General features: G+C 68.6%; 18 protein-coding genes. 9 read left to right on the top strand and 9 right to left on the bottom strand.

Translation table 11 applies throughout. From position 1 onward, the window contains the following. Positions 1–61: 61 nt before the first annotated feature. Positions 62–1,879, bottom strand: a complete 1,818-nt coding sequence (gene recQ, locus OHA25_RS56445; protein ID WP_327585017.1) for a DNA helicase RecQ — start codon at positions 1,877–1,879, stop codon at positions 62–64. Positions 1,880–2,017: 138 nt separating this feature from the next. Further along, the gene (locus tag OHA25_RS56440) at positions 2,018–2,776 is read right to left on the bottom strand and encodes an SDR family NAD(P)-dependent oxidoreductase (protein ID WP_327585016.1); all 759 of its coding nucleotides are present in this window, start codon (positions 2,774–2,776) and stop codon (positions 2,018–2,020) included. An 81-nt stretch (positions 2,777–2,857) separates the two neighbouring features. Between OHA25_RS56440 and OHA25_RS56435 the strand changes: the two genes are divergently transcribed. The 4 genes from OHA25_RS56435 to OHA25_RS56420 all read left to right on the top strand — a co-directional run bounded on the left by OHA25_RS56435 (position 2,858) and on the right by OHA25_RS56420 (position 4,867). Next, positions 2,858–4,042 (top strand): MFS transporter, encoded by a 1,185-nt coding sequence (locus tag OHA25_RS56435; protein WP_327585015.1) that lies wholly within the window; start codon positions 2,858–2,860, stop codon positions 4,040–4,042. 56 nt (positions 4,043–4,098) lie between these two features. Beyond that, positions 4,099–4,344 carry a type B 50S ribosomal protein L31 gene (locus OHA25_RS56430; protein ID WP_327585014.1) on the top strand — a complete coding sequence of 82 codons (246 nt, stop codon included), beginning with the start codon at positions 4,099–4,101 and terminating at the stop codon, positions 4,342–4,344. Positions 4,345–4,397: 53 nt separating this feature from the next. Then, positions 4,398–4,553: a hypothetical protein gene (locus OHA25_RS56425; RefSeq protein ID WP_327585013.1), complete on the top strand. Its 156-nt coding sequence runs from the start codon at positions 4,398–4,400 to the stop codon at positions 4,551–4,553. A 74-nt stretch (positions 4,554–4,627) separates the two neighbouring features. Beyond that, positions 4,628–4,867, top strand: coding sequence for a DUF3040 domain-containing protein (locus OHA25_RS56420; RefSeq protein ID WP_305918484.1), 240 nt, complete (start codon positions 4,628–4,630; stop codon positions 4,865–4,867). On the opposite strand, the gene OHA25_RS56415 is transcribed toward OHA25_RS56420, so the two are convergent. The 4 genes from OHA25_RS56415 to OHA25_RS56400 form a co-directional block, all read right to left on the bottom strand. Then, positions 4,841–5,095 (bottom strand): DUF6343 family protein, encoded by a 255-nt coding sequence (locus OHA25_RS56415; protein ID WP_305918483.1) that lies wholly within the window; start codon positions 5,093–5,095, stop codon positions 4,841–4,843. The genes OHA25_RS56420 and OHA25_RS56415 overlap by 27 nt on opposite strands. Before the next feature lie 13 nt (positions 5,096–5,108). Beyond that, complete coding sequence (locus OHA25_RS56410; protein ID WP_327585012.1) at positions 5,109–5,813, bottom strand: maleylpyruvate isomerase N-terminal domain-containing protein; 705 nt, start codon at positions 5,811–5,813, stop codon at positions 5,109–5,111. A gap of 29 nt (positions 5,814–5,842) precedes the next feature. Next, the gene (locus OHA25_RS56405; RefSeq protein ID WP_327585011.1) at positions 5,843–6,517 is read right to left on the bottom strand and encodes a DUF4344 domain-containing metallopeptidase; all 675 of its coding nucleotides are present in this window, start codon (positions 6,515–6,517) and stop codon (positions 5,843–5,845) included. Positions 6,518–6,661: 144 nt separating this feature from the next. Further along, positions 6,662–7,399: a hypothetical protein gene (locus OHA25_RS56400; protein ID WP_305918480.1), complete on the bottom strand. Its 738-nt coding sequence runs from the start codon at positions 7,397–7,399 to the stop codon at positions 6,662–6,664. A gap of 191 nt (positions 7,400–7,590) precedes the next feature. On the opposite strand from OHA25_RS56400, the gene OHA25_RS56395 reads away from it, so the two are divergent. After that, a complete protein-coding gene (locus OHA25_RS56395) occupies positions 7,591–8,463 on the top strand; it encodes a sugar kinase (protein WP_327585010.1) in 873 nt (290 codons plus the stop codon). 14 nt (positions 8,464–8,477) lie between these two features. On the opposite strand, the gene OHA25_RS56390 is transcribed toward OHA25_RS56395, so the two are convergent. From OHA25_RS56390 to OHA25_RS56380, 3 genes are all read right to left on the bottom strand, one after another. Next, the gene (locus tag OHA25_RS56390) at positions 8,478–11,132 is read right to left on the bottom strand and encodes a molybdopterin-dependent oxidoreductase (RefSeq protein WP_327585009.1); all 2,655 of its coding nucleotides are present in this window, start codon (positions 11,130–11,132) and stop codon (positions 8,478–8,480) included. 5 nt (positions 11,133–11,137) lie between these two features. Continuing rightward, positions 11,138–11,983 carry an FAD binding domain-containing protein gene (locus OHA25_RS56385; RefSeq protein WP_327585008.1) on the bottom strand — a complete coding sequence of 282 codons (846 nt, stop codon included), beginning with the start codon at positions 11,981–11,983 and terminating at the stop codon, positions 11,138–11,140. Positions 11,984–12,148: 165 nt separating this feature from the next. Further along, complete coding sequence (locus tag OHA25_RS56380; protein WP_327585007.1) at positions 12,149–15,382, bottom strand: discoidin domain-containing protein; 3,234 nt, start codon at positions 15,380–15,382, stop codon at positions 12,149–12,151. Positions 15,383–15,662: 280 nt separating this feature from the next. Here OHA25_RS56380 and OHA25_RS56375 point away from each other — a divergent pair, with 280 nt between their 5' ends. The 4 genes from OHA25_RS56375 (at position 15,663) to OHA25_RS56360 (ending at position 19,907) form a co-directional block, all read left to right on the top strand. Continuing rightward, a complete protein-coding gene (locus OHA25_RS56375; protein ID WP_327585006.1) occupies positions 15,663–16,652 on the top strand; it encodes a LacI family DNA-binding transcriptional regulator in 990 nt (329 codons plus the stop codon). A gap of 116 nt (positions 16,653–16,768) precedes the next feature. Continuing rightward, positions 16,769–18,112: an ABC transporter substrate-binding protein gene (locus OHA25_RS56370; RefSeq protein WP_327585005.1), complete on the top strand. Its 1,344-nt coding sequence runs from the start codon at positions 16,769–16,771 to the stop codon at positions 18,110–18,112. A gap of 5 nt (positions 18,113–18,117) precedes the next feature. After that, positions 18,118–18,984, top strand: coding sequence for a carbohydrate ABC transporter permease (locus OHA25_RS56365; protein ID WP_327585004.1), 867 nt, complete (start codon positions 18,118–18,120; stop codon positions 18,982–18,984). Beyond that, on the top strand, positions 18,981–19,907 hold the full coding sequence (locus OHA25_RS56360) for a carbohydrate ABC transporter permease (RefSeq protein WP_327585003.1): 927 nt from the start codon (positions 18,981–18,983) through the stop codon (positions 19,905–19,907). Before OHA25_RS56365 ends, OHA25_RS56360 begins: the two co-directional genes overlap by 4 nt. Positions 19,908–19,909: the final 2 nt, after the last annotated feature.

Raw genomic sequence — 19,909 nt, 5'->3', positions numbered from 1 at the left:
CCGACCGACGTGGTGGCGACGACCGTTCTTCGTGCGGCCGTCGCCATCACCACGCCCCGCGTCAGGGGCCGGAGGCGGCCAGCGTCTGGAGGACCTGCTCTCCGTATTTCGCCAGTTTGTTGTCCCCGACCCCGTTGACCGTGCTCAGCTCCTCCAGCGTCGACGGCGACAGGGTGGCGATCTCGCGCAGTGTGGCGTCGTGGAAGACGACGTAGGCCGGAACCCCCTGCTCCTTCGCGACGCCGGCGCGCCACGCGCGGAGGCGTTCGAAGACGGGGGCGGCCTCCGCAGGAAGGTCGGCGGCGGCAGCTCGCTCCTTGGGAGACGCGGCCACCTTGGCGCGGGCCGGGCGCAGGGTGTCGCGGCGCAGCAGGACCTCGCGCTGCCCGCGCAGCACCTCCGCGCTGTCGTCCGTGAGCACCAGCGCACCGTGGTTCGGCTCCACCGCCAGCAATCCCTGCGCCAGCAGCTGCCGCACCACCCCGTGCCACTCGGCGTTGCCCAGGTCGGCCCCCACCCCGAACACGCTCAGCGTGTCGTGCCCGTGCTGCAGCACCTTGGCGGTCTTCTTGCCGAGCAGGATGTCCACCACCTGCCCCACCCCGAATTTCTGCCGCCGCTCACGAGCCAGCCGCAGCACCGCCGAGAGCACCTTCTGGGCGGGGACCGTGCCGTCCCACGACTCGGGCGCCGTCTGGCAGGTGTCGCAGTTGCCGCACGGCTCGGAGCCCTTCTGCCCGAAGTAGTCGAGCAGCATCACACGCCGGCACCCCACGGTCTCGCACAGCGCCAGCATGGCGTCCAGGTGGAGGACCTGGCGGCGGCGGTGCGCGTCGTCCCCCTCCATGGCCATCCGCCGGTGCTGGACGACGTCGTGCAGCCCGTAGGCCATCCACGCGGTCGCCGGCAACCCGTCGCGTCCCGCCCGCCCGGTCTCCTGGTAGTAACCCTCCACCGACTTGGGCAGGTCGAGGTGGGCCACGAAGCGCACGTCCGGCTTGTCGATGCCCATGCCGAACGCGATCGTGGCCACCACGATCAGCCCGTCCTCCCGCAGGAAGCGGGCCTGGTGCGCGGCCCGGGTGCGGGCGTCGAGCCCCGCGTGGTAGGGCACCGCCGCGATGCCGTTGTCCACCAGGAACTCCGCGATCTTCTCGACCGAGGAGCGGGACAGGCAGTAGACGATGCCGGATTCGTCGGGATGCTCGGTGCGCAGGAACTCCAGCAGCTGCCGTTTGGGCTCGCTCTTGGGCGTGATGCGGTAGTGGATGTTGGGCCGGTCGAAGCCGGCCACGAAGTGGCGGGCCTGGTCGAGGCCGAGCCTGGAGGAGATCTCCGCGTGGGTGGCCGGAGTGGCGGTCGCGGTCAGCGCGATGCGCGGCACCTCCGGCCATCGCTCGCGCAGCTCCGAGAGCGCGAGGTAGTCGGGGCGGAAGTCGTGCCCCCACTGCGACACGCAGTGTGCCTCGTCGATGGCGAACACCGAGATGTCGCCCTTGGCCAGCAGCCGCATGGTGGCCTCCACGCGCAGCCGCTCGGGGGCGAGGTAGAGCAGGTCGAGCTCGCCGGCCAGGAACTCGGCCTCCACCAGCTGGCGCTCGCCGAAGTCCTGCGTCGAGTTGAGGAACCCGGCCCGCACGCCGAGCGCCCGCAGCGCGTCGACCTGGTCCTGCATCAGCGCGATGAGGGGCGAGATGACCACGCCCACGCCGGGGCGCACCAGGGCCGGGATCTGATAGCAGAGCGATTTGCCGCCGCCGGTCGGCATGAGGACGAGCGCGTCGCCGCCGGCCACGACATGATCAATGATCTCCTGCTGTCCCGGCCGGAACGAGTCGTAGCCGAACACGCGGTGCAGAGCCTCGGTGGGGGTATCCATGCGGCTACCTTACGTGTTCGCGAGAGAGCGGATTGTAAGTTCGCGGAGGGCGATCGAGAGCGGACAAGCGCCTGCGTGGGATGGGCCGCATTCAGAGCACGCTACCTGCGGCAGGCCGCTGGACGCGACATGGCCCGGTCACTTGCCTTCGGGATCGAGCCCGAGCACCGTACGGCCACCGTCCACGGGAACCGTGGCGCCGTTGACGAACGCGGCGTCGTCCGACAGCAAGTAGGCCACGACGGCGGCCACCTCGGCCGGAGTGGCCACGCGGCCCAGGGGGTGCAGCGTGGCCAGCTGCTCTTCGACGGCCGCTGCCTCCTGCGGGGTGCGAGATGCCAGGAAGGCCTCGTAACGCTCGGTGGCCACCGAGCCAGGGGCGACGGCGTTGACCCGGATGCCGCTCCTGCCGTACTCGACGGCCAGCGCCCTGGTCAAGCCCTCGGTGGCGGCCTTGGCCGTCGCGTAAGGGAGGCTGCCCGGCACCGCCCTGGTGGCCTGGTGGGAGGTGACGTTGACGATGGCGCCCGGGGTGCCGGTGTCGAGGAAGCAGCGCACGGCGGTGGCGCAGCCCACGACCGCCAGGTCCAGGTTGGCCGCGATCAGCGCCCTGACCTCGGCGATCGGCGACGTGTGGACGGAGGCGTCCCGGAACACGGCGGCGTTGTTGACCCAGCCTCTCAGCGTGCCGGACTCCTGAGCCAGGTCGGCGGCCCAGGCGGCGACCTCCTCGTCGGCCGCGTCGCCGATCACGGGCAGCACCCTGGAGCCGGCCCAGGCGAGCGCGTCGGGCTCGCGTTCGATGGCGACCACGGTGTTCTTCTCACCGAGAAGCCTTTCGACCACGGCCTTGCCGATGCCGCGCCCGCCGCCGGTGACCACATAGGAAGAACTCATACGTCGATGGTCGCGCTCGGCCGGCGGTGGCGTGACCTTTCTCACCGTATTTCGGGCTGGTGAACGGGAACGATCCGTATCGTGATCGCCGATTCCGGTCCGAAGTCGCCCGCGCGCATGATCGGCGCACTCGCGATCACCCAGACCGCCGGATACGGCGTGCTCTATTACGCGTTCTCGGTGTTCATTCCGCCGATGTCCCGTGACCTCGGAGCCGGGATCGCGCAGCTCACCGGGGCGATCACCCTGGCCGTCCTGGTGTCGGGCGTGGTGGCGCCGGTCATCGGACGCTGGCTGGACCGGCACGGTGGGCGCGGACTGATGACGGTGGGCTCCGCGCTGGGCGCGGGCGCGCTGCTGGCGTGGTCGCAGGTTCAGTCGGTGGCGCAGTTGTACCTCGTCTGCGGGGTGCTGGGCGTGGCGTCGGCGATGGTCCTGTACGAGGCCGCGTTCGCGGTGATCGTGGCGTGGTTCGACGCGGCGCGGCGGGCCGCGGCGCTGCTGGCGGTCACCGTGGTCGCGGGGTTCGCCTCCACCATCTTCCTGCCGCTGACCGGGATCCTCGTCGACTGGTATGGGTGGCGGCAGGCGCTGGTCATCCTCGCCGTCGGGTATGCGGTGACCGCCGTGCCCCTGCACGGGCTGGCGGTGCGCGGCCACCGGGCGCCACCCCACGTGAACCGAAGCGAGATCGTCGGCGCCGCGCTACGGGAGCGGCCCTTCTGGCTGCTGGCCGCCGGGTTCCTGACCCATACCGGGGCGGTGGGGGTCATGGGGGTGCTGCTGGTCACGTACTTGATCGCGCTGGGGCATCCGCCGGTGTTCGCGGCGAGCGTGGCGGGACTGCTGGGCGTGTTGTCGGTGACGGGCCGGCTGGTCACCACGGGGCTGCAGGCACGCTGGCCGGTGGCGCTGATCACGGCGGTGATGTTCGGGCTGCAGGGGTTGGCGGCGGTGCTGCTGCCGCTGGTCGGGTGGAGCGCGGTGGGGGCCGTGGCGGCGGTCGTGCTGTTCGGGCTGGGGTTCGGGGTGGCGACGATCGCCCGGCCCGCGTTGATCGCCGATCGGTACGGCACCGCGGCGTACGCGTCGCTGAGCGGGGCGCTCACGTTGCCGATCACCGTGGCCAAGGCGGTCGCGCCGTTGATTGCGGCCGGGATCGCACAGGTCGCCGGATACCCGGCGGTCATGGCTGCGGTGGCAGCCGCGTGTGTGCTCGGCGCCCTGGCCCTGGTGGCCTACGACAGGTCGCCGTCAGCGGCCTGAGGTAGGCGACCTTCCTGTCAGGGAATGAAAACCGTTGTCGCCTGGTTGAGCGGGGCATGAAGAAGAACCTGCACCCCGCGTACGGTCCCGTGGTCTTCCGCGACCCCAGCGCCGGTTTCGCCTTCCTCACCCGCTCGACCCTGACCAGCGACAGGACGATCGAGTGGGAGGACGGCAAGACCTACCCGGTCGTCGATGTGGACGTGTCGTCGGCGAGCCATCCCTTCTACACCGGCAAGGGCCGCATCCTCGACTCGGCCGGCCGCGTCGAACGCTTCAAGCAGCGTTACGGCAGAATCTGACGCATGCTCCACTCGCGCTGCGCGCCCTTGCCCGCTGGCTGGACGCGCAGGGCATGCCCGCGGCCGCCGTCCGCGGCGAGTTCGGCGACGTGCGCTTCACCGCGCGGACGCGTGGCAGCGAGTTGTTCATCAATCCACTCATGGCCATCTATTTCGCGGTAGATCTCGACGGGCTCAGGCCCCGCCTGCCCAAGGCGTTCCCCCACTAGAGAGCCGGTGGGCATGCTGGCCCTACTCGTGGGTACATGGCTTGCACCGGCGTGAGAGCAGCAGTGGTGGTGTCATGGGTCTCTCTGGAAGGGAACGCCGTATTCTCGCTCAGATCGAGTACGCGCTCGAGCGAGAAGATCCCGAGCTGGCCAAGCGTGTCGAGGCCATCAACAGGATCGAAGCGGGCGGGGACCTCTTCCCGCAGGCGTACGGTGACCGGTTGCGCATGTGGGCGCTGGCCCACGTCTGGATGATCTTCGCAGTCGGCGCTCTGGTGATCCTGCTGCTAATTATCGCGGTGCTGACCACCTGAACGGCGGTGCCGCAGCACCGCCAGGTCTACGGCGGCGATGACGGCCACCGCGGCCGCGATCGCGGCCTCCCAGCGCCAGACCTGCTCTCCCGTGCTCATGGCGCGGGTCACGAAGAACACCGCCGCCACGACACCGAACACCAGTGCCACCCAGGACAGGATCCGCCGGGCACGCACCGGGCTGCGCGCGCTCACTGGCTCCGTGCCCTCGCGGTTACGCAGCCACATGACCGAACTCCTCTCACGCCAGGCACCTCAGGGCCGCGGCGATGCGCGGGTCGAGCCCGTGCGAGTCCGGCAGCCGCCCGACCGTGGCCTCCACGAACTCGGGGCACGACAGCGTCGCGGTGATGCCGTCCAGTGCCACCCACATGTACTCGGCCGTCTGCTCGACCTGCACCTTGGCGTCCTGCTCCGCCAGCACGAACCGCCCCACCGCCACCCGCCAGAACGTCCTGTCGTCGGCCTCGTCCTCGGACACGGGCGCGCCGACGTCGTCGGCGTGGGTGGCGTACTCGGAGTCGTAGTGGAAGGCCTGCAACCCGTTGGGGTACGGTCCCGCCATCGTGTCCAGGAGGGCGTGGCGGCCGAGCTCCCGCATGCGCCGCCGGGTCTCGCCGTTCTTGATCCGCCACTCCTCCAGCACCTCGTCGACGGGCAGGTCGCGGCGCTCCCGCACGGACCACGCGTTGAAGTCGTTGAAGCCGTTCACGCCCTCGTCGGCCAGCCGGTCCATCAGCCCGTCCACGGTCCCGTCCAGGCACGCGTGGTTGTACTCCTCCTCGCCCGCCAGGTGCGCCAGCACGTCGCGCACCGACCAGCCCGCACAGCGGGAGGGCCGCAGCCAGCCGCTCTCGTCGAGCCCGTCGAAGAACCGATCCAGTCTGGTGGCCTCGGTGTCGAAGATGTCGAACGGGTCGAAGTCTCTGAGCAGGTCCTCAGCCATACTTCGCACGCTACCCCCGATGTGCCGGCTTATCCGATGGCCGACTTGACCCGGTTGTACTCATCGGCGCAGGTGGGGGCCCGTTCGGCGGGAACCCAGCCGCCCTGGGCGATGCGGGCGTGCTTGGCGGGGTCGGCGCCGTACAGCAGGCAGGCGAACGTGGCGGCCTCCTCCGGCCCCGAAAGGTCGTCCAGGCCGGTGTGCGCGGCGAGCAGGTGGCGGGCCTCGGCGGCGGCCGCCACGCGCTTGGGCGGCTCGGAGGCGAGCGTCAGCGCGGCGAACTGGTCGGCCCGGCCCGCGCCGCCGGGCAGGCCCTTCATGGCGCCCTGAGCGTGCCCGAGCTCATGGTGGAAGAGCGCGGTCAGCGCGCCGTCGACGCGGCGGTTCGTGGTGCGGGCGTCGGCCTCCTCGGTCTGGGCGATCCCGGTCAGCGTGCGGCGGATCTTGCCGACCAGGGAGTAGCAGATCGTGATCCGGCGGTCCTCGCCGTCCCACGTGGCCGACGGCTCGTCACAGTCGCGGGCGACCACCTCGACCGGCTTGGGCAGCTTGATACCGATCTTCAGCGCCCCACTGTCCTTCAGCACCTGTCTGGCGTGCTCGGCGCGGGGCGAGCCGGCGGGCTCGTACCGCACGGTCAGCTCGGGCGAAGGGGCCGCTCCCAGCGTGCTCGTCAGGACGAGGGCGAGGAGGGAATGCGGCATACGGGGGCTCCTTCCAGGTCGATCAGGGCAATGGGACTGTCCATGCGGCGATCGGATGATCGATAAACCTGGCAGAAGGTAAAGGATCCCGGCAAAGCCGAAGGCCCGGCCCCCGAGAGGGGACCGGGCCTCAGCGTGCTGAAATTAGCGACGCCACCAGGGGCCGTAGACCTTCACGTAGTCCGTGCGGCTCGTGGCGGGCTCGAGCTCGTCGTCGCCCGCGTACACGGCACGGAACGTGCCGCTGCGGTACGCCTTGGCCTTGGCGTAGAACTTGCCGCCTCGACCGGTCCAGTCGGAGGCGACCCACTTCCAGGCGCTGGAGCCGTTGGCGCGGTGGTAGATGTTCACCTTCTCGCCGCGGACGCCCTCCCAGCCGTCGTCGTTAACCACGAGACGACCGGAGAAGTAGATCGACTTGCCCTTGCGGACCTTGTACGGGTCGGCACGGAAGTTCCAGATGGCCGTGTCGGCCTTGCCCTTGTGGATCTCGACCGCGAAGAACGCCTCGTCCTTGGCGAGCTCCTTACCGGCGCTGTCGAAGGCCACAGCCGTGGCCTTCCACTTGCCGTCAGGGTCGTTCTCGTTGAAGCCGATCGCGAAGCGCCAGCCCTCGAGGTCCTTGACGTCCTTGGTCCGCATGGTGCGGAACCCGTTGTCGGCGGGAGCGACGCTCAGCTCGACCTTCTGGACGTCGGAGCTGGCCCCGATGTCGAAGTAAGCAGTGGTCTCCGCGCCGGCCTTCACCACGACCGGGTTCGGCGTGATGTCGCGGATCTTGAGCTGCGTGTCTGTCTTGGTGGCGGAGGCGGCCCCCGCCCCCGACACCAGCATGGCCCCGCCCACCAGGGCGGAGACGATACCTAGTGCGATTCTTCTCATGAGGGTGCTGATTCCTCTCCCCGTATCGCGGTTGAAGCCGGCCCCGGGGTGGCCGACTTCCCTTACTACTTTGAGGCACGGAATGGGGAAAAGGTTGGCTAAAGTTACAGAAAAAATTTGATCACGGGCTTAACCAGGTCTTATACGGAAAAATCCGTTTTGGGTTGACTTGACCTACTACAGTCTGGCCCATGACCGACGTCTACACGCTTGGCGAGCCACTCGGCGTCGTCTCCAGCGGCCGGGTCCGCCACGAGAGCGAGGCCAGGCTGGATGTGTGCGGGCCGGAGTTCACGCTGGCCGTGGCGCTGGCCCGGCTCGGTCACCGGTGCGCGTACCTGGGCAAGGTCGGCGATGACGAGCTCGGTGCCAGAGCGCTCACCGTACTCAAGGGCGAAGGCGTGGACGTGGCGGACATGCGGGTGTCCGAAGGGCTGCGCACGGGGCTGCTGCTCAGGGAGAGTCGCGTGGCCCGCGACCTCAAGGTCACCCACTACCGCACCGGCTCGGCCGGATCGCGGCTCGCGCCCGGCAACGTGCCCGTCGACCGGATAGCCGCGTCGAAGATGTTGCACGTCACCGGCCTTACGGCCGGCCTCGGCATCGACGCGCTCGACGCCGTGCGCACCGCCATCAGCGCCGCAAGGAACGCCGAGGTGATGATCTCCTTCTCCGTCGAGTACGTCCCCGACCTGTGGCCGTCGGTACGCGAGGCCGAGGAGGTGCTCGGCGAGCTGGCCTGCGCCTCGCACCTGCTCTTCCTCCGCCAGGACGAGCTCGACCTGGTCAAGCCCGCCCTCACGCCCGAGCGGGAGGTCGTCGTGGACCGCGGCGCGAAGGGGGCCAGCGTGCGGGCGGATCGTATGCGGTACGACGTACAGGGCTGGCAGGTGCCGATCGTGGACACGGCGGGCGCGGGGGAGGCCTTCGCGGCGGGCTACATCAGCGCCGCCCTGGACGGCCTCATCCCGCAGGAGCGCCTGCACCGCGGTGCGCTGCTGAGCGCCGCCGCGGTGACCAGCGTGAGTGACTGGCAGGGGCTGCCCACCAGGGCCGAGCTCTAAGCCGGCCCTCAGGTTCACCGAGGGTTCGCACGGGTTCCGAGGCCGGCGGCCGTCGCCGCGTGGACGCGATCGCGGGCCAGGGGAAGCGTTCCGAAGCGGATACCGGTGGCGTCCCGGACCGCGTTGGCGAGCGCGGGAGCCACCGGGTTGAACGGACTCTCGCTCATCGACTTGGCGCCCAGAGGGCCGAGGACATCGAAGGTCTCGGCGAAGTACACCTCGGTTCGCGGCACGTCGCCGAAGGACGGGATGTGGTAGTTGCGGAAGGTCGCCGTGGTGACGTGGCCGGCCCCGTCGACGACGAACGACTCGTACAGTGCGGCGCCCAGGGCCTGTGCGACACCGCCCTCGATCTGCCCACGGCATTGCATCGGATTGATGACGCGCCCGGCGTCCGCCCCATGGACGCTCTGCAGAATCCTGATCTCACCGGTCCCGGCACACACCGCGACCCGGAAGCCGTGGACATTGAACGCCACCGAACAGGGTGCGCCGTCGGAAGTGCCGACCGCGTGCAGCTCCTTGCCGGCGGCCTGCGCCGCCCGCTGCCCGCCGACGGCGGCGATGCGGTCACGCAGCGCCTCTGCCGCGCGTGTGACGGCCAGGCCCGTGACCGTTGTCCCGGTCGAGCCGAAGGCGCCGGTGTCGTGGCCGACGTGATCCGTGTCCGCCTGCTCGATCCGGATCCGGTCGACAGTCGTGCCGAGCACGGCGGCGGCGAGCTGCTGGTGCACGGTCGTCGTGCCGTTCCCGAACTCGGCCATGCCGACCGCGAGCCGGTATCCGCCGTCGGTCAACAGCCGGATCCGTGCCTCGGCCCGGTGTCCGCGCGGTGGAATCGTGTCGATCATCGACAGAGCGACGCCCTTGCCCACGGACCACCCCTCCTCCGCGGGCGGCTGTGCCTCATTGCCGCGGTTCAGTGCCTCGTCGACCAGGGTCAGGCACTGGTCCAGGCCGTAGCTGCCGATCCTGGCCTCGTCCGCCGACGGGGTGTGGAAGCTCACCATGTCGTCGCCGGGCCGGATGATGTTGCGTTCCCGGAAGGCGACCGGGTCCATGCCGATCGCACGGGCGAGTTCGTCGATCGCCGACTCGACGGCGAAGACCCCCTGGCTCAGCCCGTAGCCGCGGAAGGCGCCGGCGGGGACGGTGTTGGTGTAGACGGCGTATCCGTCCACCTTCTTGTTCGCGCAACGGTAGACACCGATCGACTCGTTGCAAGCGTGGAACACGATGCACGCGTGGTTGCCGTACGCGCCGGTGTTGGCCACGACCCGCAGTCGCAGCGCCGTGAGTGTGCCGTCGCTCCGCGCGCCGGCCTTGACGTCCACGGTGACCGGATGCCGGGTCACGGTGGCCTCGAACTCCTCCTGGCGTGTGAACTCCAGCTGCACCGGCCGTCCGGTCCGCAGGGCCGCGAGAGCGACGACATCCTCGGTCAGCATCTCCTGTTTGGCCCCGAACCCGCCGCCCACCCGGCCGCACACCACGCGCACCTTCTCCTCCGGAAGATCGAAGAGGCCGCACAGTGCGCGCTTGGTGAGGAACGGCACCTGGCTGCTCGTGCGTACCACCAGCCGACCGGCCTCGTCGACCCAGGCGATCGAGGCGTGCGTCTCGAGGTGCGCGTGCTGGACCCGATGGCTGACGTAGGTGTGCTCGTGAATGGCGTCGGCTTGCTCGAACGCCGCTTCGACGTCGCCGACGTCACCGTGCACTTCGGCCGCGATGTTGCGCTCTGGACGGGCGATGTGCTGGTCGGCGCTCTTGTCGCCATGCAGGAGGGGGGAGCCGGGCGCCATCGCCTCTTCGGGGTCGAAGACACCTGGCAGCACCTCGTAGTCGACGACGAGCCGGCGACAGCCCTCCTCGGCGGCCGCCACACTGTCGGCCACCACGGCTGCGACCCGCTGCCCGGTGAAGCGGACGACGTCGTCGAACAGCAGCGTGTCGGAGGGATCGTCGTCGGGGTTCTCGTGCCGCCCGCTCGAGTAGAGCCGCTTCGGCGCGTCCTCGTGCGTGAACACTGCCCGCACGCCGGGAACCGCGCGGGCGGCGCTCGTGTCGATCGCGACGATCCGGGCGTGCGCATGTGGCGAGCGCAGCAGTTTGAGGTGCAGCAGGCCCTCCATGGCGACGTCCAAGGTGAAGCGGGCCGCGCCCGTCACGATGTCGGGACCTGCCGGCGCCGCCAGATTCCGTCCGCAGGATTCACCCGGGTCCGTTGCGTCCTCGGCATGAGCGATCCCATGGATGGCGTCGTCGATCGCGCGGTAGCCGCTGCACCGGCACAGATTCCCTTTGAGTGACCGCGGGAGATCCTGCTGCTGGCCGGGATCGAGAGCGGCAACCGTCATGATCATTCCCGCGGTGCAGAAGCCGCACTGGAATCCCTGCGCCGCCAGGAAGTCGCGCTGCAGTGGATGCGGTCGCGCGCCGGAGGAGAGCCCCTCGATCGTCGTCAACTCGTGCCCGGCCGCGCGGAACGCGGGGAACAGGCAACTGTGTACCGGCCGGCCGTCGATGTGCACGGTGCACGCACCGCAGTCGCCCGCGTCGCAGCCCTTCTTCACGCCGAAGTGGCCCAATTCCCTCAGCAGGGTGCGCAGGCACTGCCCAGGACGAGGCTGAGCGGTGAAGACCTGACCGTTGACCTCGATCCGCATCCGGGTCACCTCCCGGCGTCCGCCGACAGTTCCTGCCGGATCTCCTCGGCGAAACGGAGCGTCATGTGCCGGCGCCATTCCGGCCTTCCGTGCACGTCGTCGTAGTAGGAGTCCGGCGGGATTTCGTGTTCGAGGGCGCCGAGGAGCTCCGCGGAACCGGGTGTCCGCGGAAAGGACAGCTGGACCGGCCGGACGGTCGAGGCCGTCACCGTCAACACGAAGGAGCCGTCGTCAGGCGACCTCCTGCCGATGAGCAGTGCCGCGGAGCGGCCCAGCGGGGCCAGGGAGATCCAGCGGAAGGCGGTACGGCAGCGCAGCGCGGACTCCGGCAGGGTGATCGAGCGCAGCACTTCACCCGGGCCCAGGACGTTGCGGCCGGGTCCGGTGACGAAGTCGACCGCCGCCACCCGCCGTTCGCCCCCGTCGGCCGTCCAGACCGTGCAGCTCGCGTCGAGGGCCGCGGTCAGTGAGATCATGGGGCCCGCGGGCAGCGACATGCAGAGATTGCCGCCCACGGTGGCCTCGTTCCACACCTTGAAGGAGCCCAGCAGGGCCTGGCGACATTGGTCGATCAGCGGTCTCGCGGTCCACGCCGCGGGCATGCCTGCGCCGGACAGTTCCGCGAAGGTGCACGTGGCGCCGATCTCCAGGCCGTCCGCCTCGACCCGCAGCGACTCCCAACCGAAGCCCTTGAGATCGATGAGCCGGTTGAGCTGCGGCTGAGGCTCGGAGAACAGCCAGGTCCCGCCGCCGAGCCACGCGTCGCCCGGCTGCCACGCCGCCTGCAACGCACGGCTGGGTGTGTCGACTACCGAGGTGATCCCGTTGAGGTCCATGGTAGGTACGTTCACGGCTAGTAGGCGGTTTGCCGGTTATGTCCGTTTTAACTAGCCTACATGGCTTTCTGGGCCGGGGCCCCGCCGCTGAGGACCTCCTGGGACCGCGGGGCGCAGTTGAGCGCCGCCGCGGTGACCAGCGTCAGTGACTGGCGGGGGTTTGCCCGCCAGGTCAGAGCTCTAGTTCGTGGTCAGGGTGAAGGTCGTCGTCGTGTTCTTGATGTTCTGGTAGTTGCCGGCGAACCTCAGGTTGTTGATCGTGGCCGATCCGACGGCCGGGCCCTGTCCCGGCTCGGGCATCTCGTTCACCCAAATGCCGAACCCGGACTTCGCGTCGAAGGCGTCGCCGCTCTTCTGCGCCCCGCTGATCGACACGTTCGTCAGGATCGTGTCCCTGATCGGGTTCAGCGGCGCGCCGCCGGAGTAGCCGGTCTGGAACATGATCCCGCTGTACGTCGGATCCACGATGTCCAGGTTGTTGACGCGGATGCCCTGGAACACCTTGGACGAGGAGAACAGCCACAGCGCAGGGAACGTCTGCTGCCCCCAGAAGTGCCCGCCGGCCCGGACCAGCGAGATGTTCTCGAACGTCGTCGGCGGGCTGGCGCCGAACCCGTGCATGGGGATCCCGAAGTCCAGCGAGCTGATCGTGACACCCGGGTACGTCAGCGTGTCCGCGACGTAGATGTTCCTGAACATGTTGTCGTAGCCGCCGTACACGGCCACGCCCGCGGCCCGCCAGGTGAGCAGCGAGGTCAGGTTCTCGTAGACGTTGCCGGTCTGCTCGCCGGGGTTGTTGTCGGTGGCGGAGAACAGCGCGAAGCTGTCGTCACCCGTGGACCTGGTCTCGATGTTGGTGACATGGTTGCCGGTGCTGCCGTTGGTCATGTTCAGGCCGTCGGCGAACACGTTCCGGATCCGGGAGTTCTTGATCGTGATGTTGTCCGTGTTCGAGCCCCAGTACAGGCAGATCTGGTGCTCGGCCCAGACGTTGTCGATCGTCATGTTCGCCACGTTCGAAAAGTCGAAGACCTTGCCGGGGCCGTCGATGCGTGAGGTGTAGTTGCCGAAGTAGGCGAAGTTCGCGAACGTCGAGCCGTTGGCCGAGGCCTCCGTGCGGAAGCCCACGTCGGTGTTCTCCTGCCCGGCCGGGGAGTGGAATCTGGTGAACCAAGGCCCGGCGCCGACGATCTTGACGGCCTTGCCGTAGACCTGGAACTTGCTCGAGGTCTGGTAGTCACCCTGCGGCAGGTAGACGCCGACCAGGTTGGCGTCCATCCGGGCCCGGTCGAGCGCGTTCTGCACGTCCTGGTGCGTGAAACCGGTCGGTACGGCGTACGTCGCGGGGTCGGGATTCGCGATCGGGGTCACCTGCTCGAAGTCCACGAAGTCGATCGCGTACGTCTGGCCATTGGCCGCGTCCTTCTGCAGCCTGATCTTGCTGCCGGCCCGCACGGTGGTGCCGAGCAGCACGTTCGCCTCGTCGTAGATGTGCCTGGGCGGCCCCGAACTGGGCGAGTTGTTCGGGCTGGCCTCGGCGCCGTAGAGCCAGGCGTAGCGGGAGGTCAGGTCGACAGCCTTGAGGAACGTGCCGTCGACGTAGACGTTCAAGCTCGAGTTGAGACCGCCGCCACCCGCGGCATCGGGCATCGAGAAACGGGTGACCAGGGTGTTCGTGTCGGCCCGGGTCGTGAACTCGACGTACGCGCCGGTCTGGTTGAGCGTCACCGCGCGCCGCCCCGAGGCCTCGCCGGCGATCGTGCCGATGTCCCTGCTCGGGCCCACGCGCGTGGCGCCGCCGCCGATGGCGGCGTCCTCGGCCTCGTAGGTGTCGTACGGCATGTTGGCGCCGCGCCCCACGAACAGTGGCAGCTCGCTGGTGTTGTTGGCGTGCTTGACCGGCAGCTCGTTGGCGTCGTCGGCGAGCACCGTCTTCACCGTGTACTCGCCGTTGGCCGCGGTCCACGTGCCCAGGCTCACCGGGCTCGTGGTGGCGCCGGGCGCGATGGCGCCGCCGGCCGAACCGGTCAGGGTCCTGACGACGGTGCCGGAATCGTTCGTGACGGTGAGCGTGATGCCGTGGGAGCCGCTGCTGGACGCGACAGTGCCCTGGTTCTTGATCGCCACCGAGAACGTCACCGTGGTGCCCGCGGCGGGGTTGCCCGGCGTCCAGGCGACGGGGGAGGCGATCAGGTCGGCCGTGTCGACGGGCCTGACGGTCAGCGTGCCGGTGGCGGTGTTGTTCGCCTCGTTCAGCTCGATGACCTGGTTGTCCTCGTCGACCTTGGCGGAGAGCTGGTAGGTCCCGGCGTCCCTGGCGCCGATGTTCGCGGACACGGTGGCCGACGCCCCTGCGGCCAGCACTCCCACACTGGCGCTGCCGACCTTGGTGGTGCCCGCGTAGAAGTTCACGGAGGTCGCGGTGGAGGACGCGGTGCCGGCGTTTCTGACCGTGGCCGACAGCGTGACCGCGTCGGTCTCGACCGGCGCGGCCGGGGACGACGCGAGGTTGCTCACGGTGAGGTCGGGATTGGCCGACGAGGTGCCGAAGATCTGGAACTCGGCCACCTGGCCGCCCGGCGCGCCGGAGTTGGCGGTGATCTGCAGCCGAACGTCCGCCACCTTGGCGGTCACAGGGATCGTCACCGAGTTCCCGGTGGCCGGGTCGAACGTGTACGTGGCCGAGGAGACGAGGTTGCTGAAGCCGGTGGCGCTCTGCTCACGGCCGAGGACCTGGATGGCCTGGGTACGCCTGGCCCAGAGGGGGTCCGGGTTGAGCTTGAGCGTGATCGAGGTCAGGTCGGCGTTGCTGCCGAGCTGCACGGTCAGCGTGTTGGGATACGCGGCGCCCTCCCAGTAGGTCTGGAGGTTGTCGTCGTTGGCGTTGGTGGCCACGTAGGTGTGGGTGTGCGAGGACTCGGTGATGGGCTTGCCGAGGGCCAGGTTGGCGCCGCCCGGCGGCGGGCCGTCCGGAGCGCTGCCCCACACCTCGAACTCCGAGACCTGGCCGGCAGGCCAGCCGCTGTTCGCGGTGATCTGCAGCCGGACGTAGCGGGCGGTCGCGGCGGCGAACGTGATCGTGCCGGTCGGGTTGAACGTGTACGTCGCCGATGCGACGATCGTGCTGAAGGCGGAGCCGTTTGTGCTGCCCTGGACGGTCAGCGTCTGGGTCCGGCTCGGCCACCCGGACGGGAGCTTGAGCACGAGCTTGTTGACGCTCGCGCTGACGCCGAGATCGACCTGTATCCACTGCGGGAAGGCGTTGTTGGCCGACTCCCAGTAGGTGGCCTGGTTGCCGTCCGTGGCGTTGGCGGCGGGGTAGACGTCGTTGAAGCTGCTCGCGGTGGCCGTCTTGCCGGCTGCGAGATTCGTGTCGGCCGCGGCCTGCGCAGGTGCGGCCCAGGGCGCGGTCATGAGTCCGATGGCTAACGAAAGGGCGGCTAACAGAGCTCTCATGGGGGATGGCCCTTCGGACGAGGCGGATGGCCGAACCATAGGATGTCGAGCAGATGGCCGCAATATTTCGACGATATTTCGCAAGATTTTGACCGACTATCGCTGTCTTCATCTGTCCATCTCCGCTGGTCAAGAAGCAGGAAGGAGCAGGAAGACTGCTGTGGACGGCCGCAAGGCGTGACGTTCGCTCCACGCAAGCCGTTGCAAGCGCTTGCGTTCCAAGCCGTATAGTTTGCGCATGACACGACGACTCGCAGAGGTGGCGAAGAAGGTCGGGGTGAGCGAGGCGACCGTGAGTCGCGTGCTCAACGGCAAGCCCGGGGTCTCCGACGCGACCCGCGAGGCCGTGCTGACCGCGCTCGACGTGCTCGGCTACGAACGACCCACCCAGCTGCGCGGCGATCGCGCCAGGCTGGTCGGCCTGGTGCTCCCCGAGCTGCAGAATCCGATCTTCCCTGCCTTCGCGGAAGTGGTCGGCGGCGCCCTCGCGCAGCAGGGATTCACCTCGGTGCTCTGCACGCGCACGGTCGGCGGTGTCTCCGAGGCCGACTACGTGGACCTGCTGCTCGGGCAGCAGGTCAGCGGCGTGGTCTTCGCCGGCGGGCTCTATGCGCAGGCCGACGCCGCGCACGGGCACTACGAGCTGCTGCACGAGCGCAAGCTGCCCACGGTCCTGGTCAACGCGGCCGTCCAGCACCTCGACTTCCCGCAAGTGTCGTGCGACGATGCCGTCGCCGCCGAGATGGCCGTCGCGCATCTGCGTGCGCTCGGCCACGAGCGGATCGGCATGGTGCTCGGGCCGAAGGACCACATGCCGTCACGGCGCAAGCTGGAGACGTTCCTTGCCAAGGGTGGCGACCCGGGGCTGGTCGAGCACACGATGTTCTCGCTGGAAGGCGGGCACGCGGCCGCGGCCAGGCTCGTCAAGCGGGGGGTGAGCGGTGTGGTGTGCGCCAGCGACCTGCTCGCGCTCGGCACCGTGCGTGCGGCCCGGCGCGCCGGGCTGACCGTGCCCGGCGACATCTCGGTCATCGGCTTCGACGACTCGGCGCTGATGAACTGCACTGATCCGCCGCTGACCACGGTCCGCCAGCCCATCGACGCGATGGGCAGGGCCGCGGTGGACCTGCTGGTGGCCCAGATCGACAAGGCGGTGGTGCCGGCGGACGAGCTGCTGTTCGAGCCCGAGCTGGTAGTCCGCGCCTCCACGGCCCGAGCCGCCACCTGACGCACGCCGGACCAGACGCGTAACGCAGTCGTTATCTTGCAATAGTCCGTCGAAATATTGCGCACTTTGGTCGACGATCCTATGGTGTGGGCACCTCGCATCAGAAGGGTCACACCATGCGGAGATCCACCGGCCTCTTACTCGCATCCGTGCTCGGCGTCTCGGCCACCGCTTGCGGCTCCAGCGAAGCGCCTTCGTCATCGGCCTCGAACTCCGTGACGATCACGGTGGCCTGCCAGCCCGCCAAATCCGCGCCCAAGGAGCGGCAGGCTTGGGACGCGGACGTGGCCGAGTTCATGAAGGCGCACCCCGGCGTGACGGTCAAGAGCACGGATCAGCAGCCGTGCTTCGACCCCAAGACATTCGGCCCCAAGCTGGCGGGCGGCCAGATGGAGACCGTCTTCGTGATCCCCGTCACCAACTACAACGATGTCATCGCCCAAGGCCAGGCACTGGACATCACCCCGTACACCAGCACGATCAAGAACTGGAACGACCTGCGCCCCGACGTCCGCGAACTGGTCACCAAGGACGGCAAGATCTACGGCGTCCCCAACGTGCACTACAGCGTCGGCCTGGTCTACAACCGTGCCCTGTTCGCCAAGGCCGGCCTCGACCCGAACACCCCGCCCAAGACATGGGCCGAAGTTCGCGAGGCGGCCAAGAAGATCGCCGCGCTCGGCCCCGGCCACGTCGGCTACGGCGAGTACTCCGGCGGCAACACCGGCGGCTGGCACTTCACCCAGGCCATCTACGGCCGCGGCGGAAGCATTCTCACACCGGACGACAAGAAGGCCGCCTTCAACTCGCCCGAGGGCAAGGCCGTGCTGCAGAACTTGCACGACATGCGCTGGACCGACAACAGCATGGGCAGCAAGCTCCTGGTCGGCTGGGAGTCGCTGATGATGGCGATGGGTAGCGGGAAGGTCGGCATGATGCTCGGCGCCCCGGACGTGGTCACCGACGTGGTCAACAAGTTCAAGGGCAACGTCGCCGACTACGGCATCACCGGCTTCCCCGAGGCCAAGGCTTCGCTGAGCGGCGGCGAGGCGTACATGATCAACCCGAAGGCCACGCCCGAGCAGGCCAAGGCGGGCATGGCGTGGATCGACTTCCGCTTCAACACCGTCGGCAAGGGCCGCTTCGACTTCGCCCGTGGCAAGGCCAACGGCAACCCGGTCGGCGTGCCCGACAACGACGTCTATGGCGACTCGGCCACCGGCAAGGCCATCCAGGCAGAGCGGGTCAAGAACGCCTCGCTGCCGGTCGCGAACTACGAGCCGTACGTGCAGGCCGCGGCCGCCATCCCGCCGAAGGCCGAGCCCGTGCACGCCCAGGAGCTGTACGCCATCCTCGACGTGGTCATGTCCGGCGTGCTGAGCCGCGAGGACGCGGACATCGACCAGTTGCTGGCCGACGCCGAGACCAAGGCCAACACGATGCTGGCGGCCAAGGGCTGACCTTGATGGGAATCGTGAGGCGCAACCTGACGGCCTACGGATTCCTCTGCGCGGCGCTGCTCTGCTTCACGGTGTTCGCCTGGTATCCGATGGTCAGGGAGTTCATTCTGAGCTTCCAGAAGACCGACCTGATCAACCCGCCGACCTGGGTCGGACTGGACAACTTCAAGGCCGCAGTCCAGGACCCGGCCTTCGGCGAGGCCTGGCTGAACACCGTGGAGTTCACGGTGCTCGCGCTGCTGTGCGGCTACGCCGTGCCGTTCGTCGTCGCGCTCGTGCTCAACGAGCTGCGCCACGCCCGGGCCTACCTCAGGTTCGTGGTCTACCTGCCGGTCATGCTGCCGCCGATCGTGGCGGTGCTGTTGTTCCAGTGGTTCTACGATCCAGGGCCCGGGCTGTTCAATCAGATACTCGGCTTCCTCCACCTGCCGCCGCTGGCCTGGCTGGACAGTTCCTCGACCGCGCTGATCTCGCTCGTCCTCGTCTCGACCTGGATGAACATGGGCAGCGCAACGCTGATCTATCTCGCCGCGCTGCAGAACATCCCGTCCGAGCTGTACGAGGCCGCCGAGCTCGACGGGGCCGGGATACTCAAGCGCGTCAGGCATGTCACGATCCCGCAGACGCGGCTGATTCTGCTGCTCATGCTCATGCTGCAGATCGTGGCGACCATGCAGGTGTTCATCGAGCCGTACATGCTCACCGGCGGCGGCCCGGAGAACGCGACCGTGAGCGTGGCGTATCTGATGTACCAGTTCGCCTTCTCGCAGATGAACTACGGCCAGGCCGGGGCGCTCGGCATGCTCCTCATGCTCGCGCTGCTCGTCTTCGCCGCCGTCCAGCTCCGTACGACACGGGAGGACAAGGCGTGATCGCCATCGATACCCGCGTGGCGGCCGGGCGGCGCCGCAAGAGGGCGCCTAAGCCCATCCACGTCCAGTTCCGCACGATCGTCTCACCGCACCAGCTCAACAGCCGGTGGGGACGGCGGATCTACTGGCTCGTCCTGGTCGCGGTCGTGGTCCTGTGCACCCTGGCCTTCGTCTTCCCGCTCTACTGGATGGTCACCGGCGCCATGAAGACGCCGGAGGAGATCGCCCAGATGCCGCCGACGCTCTTCCCCGAGGATCCGGCGTTCGGCAACTTCTTCGAGGCGTGGGAGCTGTTCGACATCGGCACGCTGCTGGCGAACACCGCCTACTACTCGCTGGGAGCCTGGCTGTTCTGCATGGCGGTGGACGTCACGGCCGCGTACGCGTTGTCGAAGCTGCGGCCCATGTTCGGCAACATCATCCTCGGCGCGATGCTGGCCACGCTGATGATCCCGCCGATGGTGATCCTCATCCCGCTCTATGTGACGATCGTGGACCTGGGATTGCTCAACAATCCGTGGGGGCTGTGGTTCCCCGCGGCGGCCAACGGCTTCAACATCTTCCTGCTCAAGCGCTTCTTCGACTCCATACCGCGGGAATTGATCGAGGCGGCGCAGATCGACGGCGCGGGGCCGCTCAGGGTCCTGCGGTCGGTCGTGCTGCCGGTCTCCAGGCCGATTCTCGGCGTGGTGTCCATCTTCACGATCGTCACCTCGTTCAAGGATTTCGTCCTGCCGCTGCTGGTCATGACCGACAGCGAGAAGATGACGATCAGCGTGGGCCTGTCGCAGACGGCCGGGGCGGTAACCCAGAACCAGGTCATGGGCGGTCTGGTCATCGCCAGTATCCCCATGATCATCGTTTTCTTCGTCTTCCAACGGCACATCATGGCGGGCCTGACCGCCGGAAGCATCAAGGGATGAGC

This window comes from Nonomuraea sp. NBC_00507 (assembly GCF_036013525.1).
Taxonomy (GTDB): Bacteria; Actinomycetota; Actinomycetes; order Streptosporangiales; family Streptosporangiaceae; genus Nonomuraea.
This window is presented reverse-complemented; position numbering and strand designations above follow the sequence as displayed.

Bases quoted from the DNA above. Each gene is read 5' to 3' on its own strand.
- recQ (WP_327585017.1), bottom strand. From the start codon at position 1,879: ATGGATACCCCCACCGAGGCTCTGCACCGCGTGTTCGGCTACGACTCG.
- OHA25_RS56440 (WP_327585016.1), bottom strand. From the start codon at position 2,776: ATGAGTTCTTCCTATGTGGTCACCGGCGGCGGGCGCGGCATCGGCAAG.
- OHA25_RS56430 (WP_327585014.1), top strand. From the start codon at position 4,099: ATGAAGAAGAACCTGCACCCCGCGTACGGTCCCGTGGTCTTCCGCGAC.
- OHA25_RS56425 (WP_327585013.1), top strand. From the start codon at position 4,398: ATGCCCGCGGCCGCCGTCCGCGGCGAGTTCGGCGACGTGCGCTTCACC.
- OHA25_RS56420 (WP_305918484.1), top strand. From the start codon at position 4,628: ATGGGTCTCTCTGGAAGGGAACGCCGTATTCTCGCTCAGATCGAGTAC.
- OHA25_RS56415 (WP_305918483.1), bottom strand. From the start codon at position 5,095: ATGTGGCTGCGTAACCGCGAGGGCACGGAGCCAGTGAGCGCGCGCAGC.
- OHA25_RS56410 (WP_327585012.1), bottom strand. From the start codon at position 5,813: ATGGCTGAGGACCTGCTCAGAGACTTCGACCCGTTCGACATCTTCGAC.
- OHA25_RS56405 (WP_327585011.1), bottom strand. From the start codon at position 6,517: ATGCCGCATTCCCTCCTCGCCCTCGTCCTGACGAGCACGCTGGGAGCG.
- OHA25_RS56400 (WP_305918480.1), bottom strand. From the start codon at position 7,399: ATGAGAAGAATCGCACTAGGTATCGTCTCCGCCCTGGTGGGCGGGGCC.
- OHA25_RS56395 (WP_327585010.1), top strand. From the start codon at position 7,591: ATGACCGACGTCTACACGCTTGGCGAGCCACTCGGCGTCGTCTCCAGC.
- OHA25_RS56390 (WP_327585009.1), bottom strand. From the start codon at position 11,132: ATGCGGATCGAGGTCAACGGTCAGGTCTTCACCGCTCAGCCTCGTCCT.
- OHA25_RS56380 (WP_327585007.1), bottom strand. From the start codon at position 15,382: ATGACCGCGCCCTGGGCCGCACCTGCGCAGGCCGCGGCCGACACGAAT.
- OHA25_RS56375 (WP_327585006.1), top strand. From the start codon at position 15,663: ATGACACGACGACTCGCAGAGGTGGCGAAGAAGGTCGGGGTGAGCGAG.
- OHA25_RS56370 (WP_327585005.1), top strand. From the start codon at position 16,769: ATGCGGAGATCCACCGGCCTCTTACTCGCATCCGTGCTCGGCGTCTCG.
- OHA25_RS56365 (WP_327585004.1), top strand. From the start codon at position 18,118: ATGGGAATCGTGAGGCGCAACCTGACGGCCTACGGATTCCTCTGCGCG.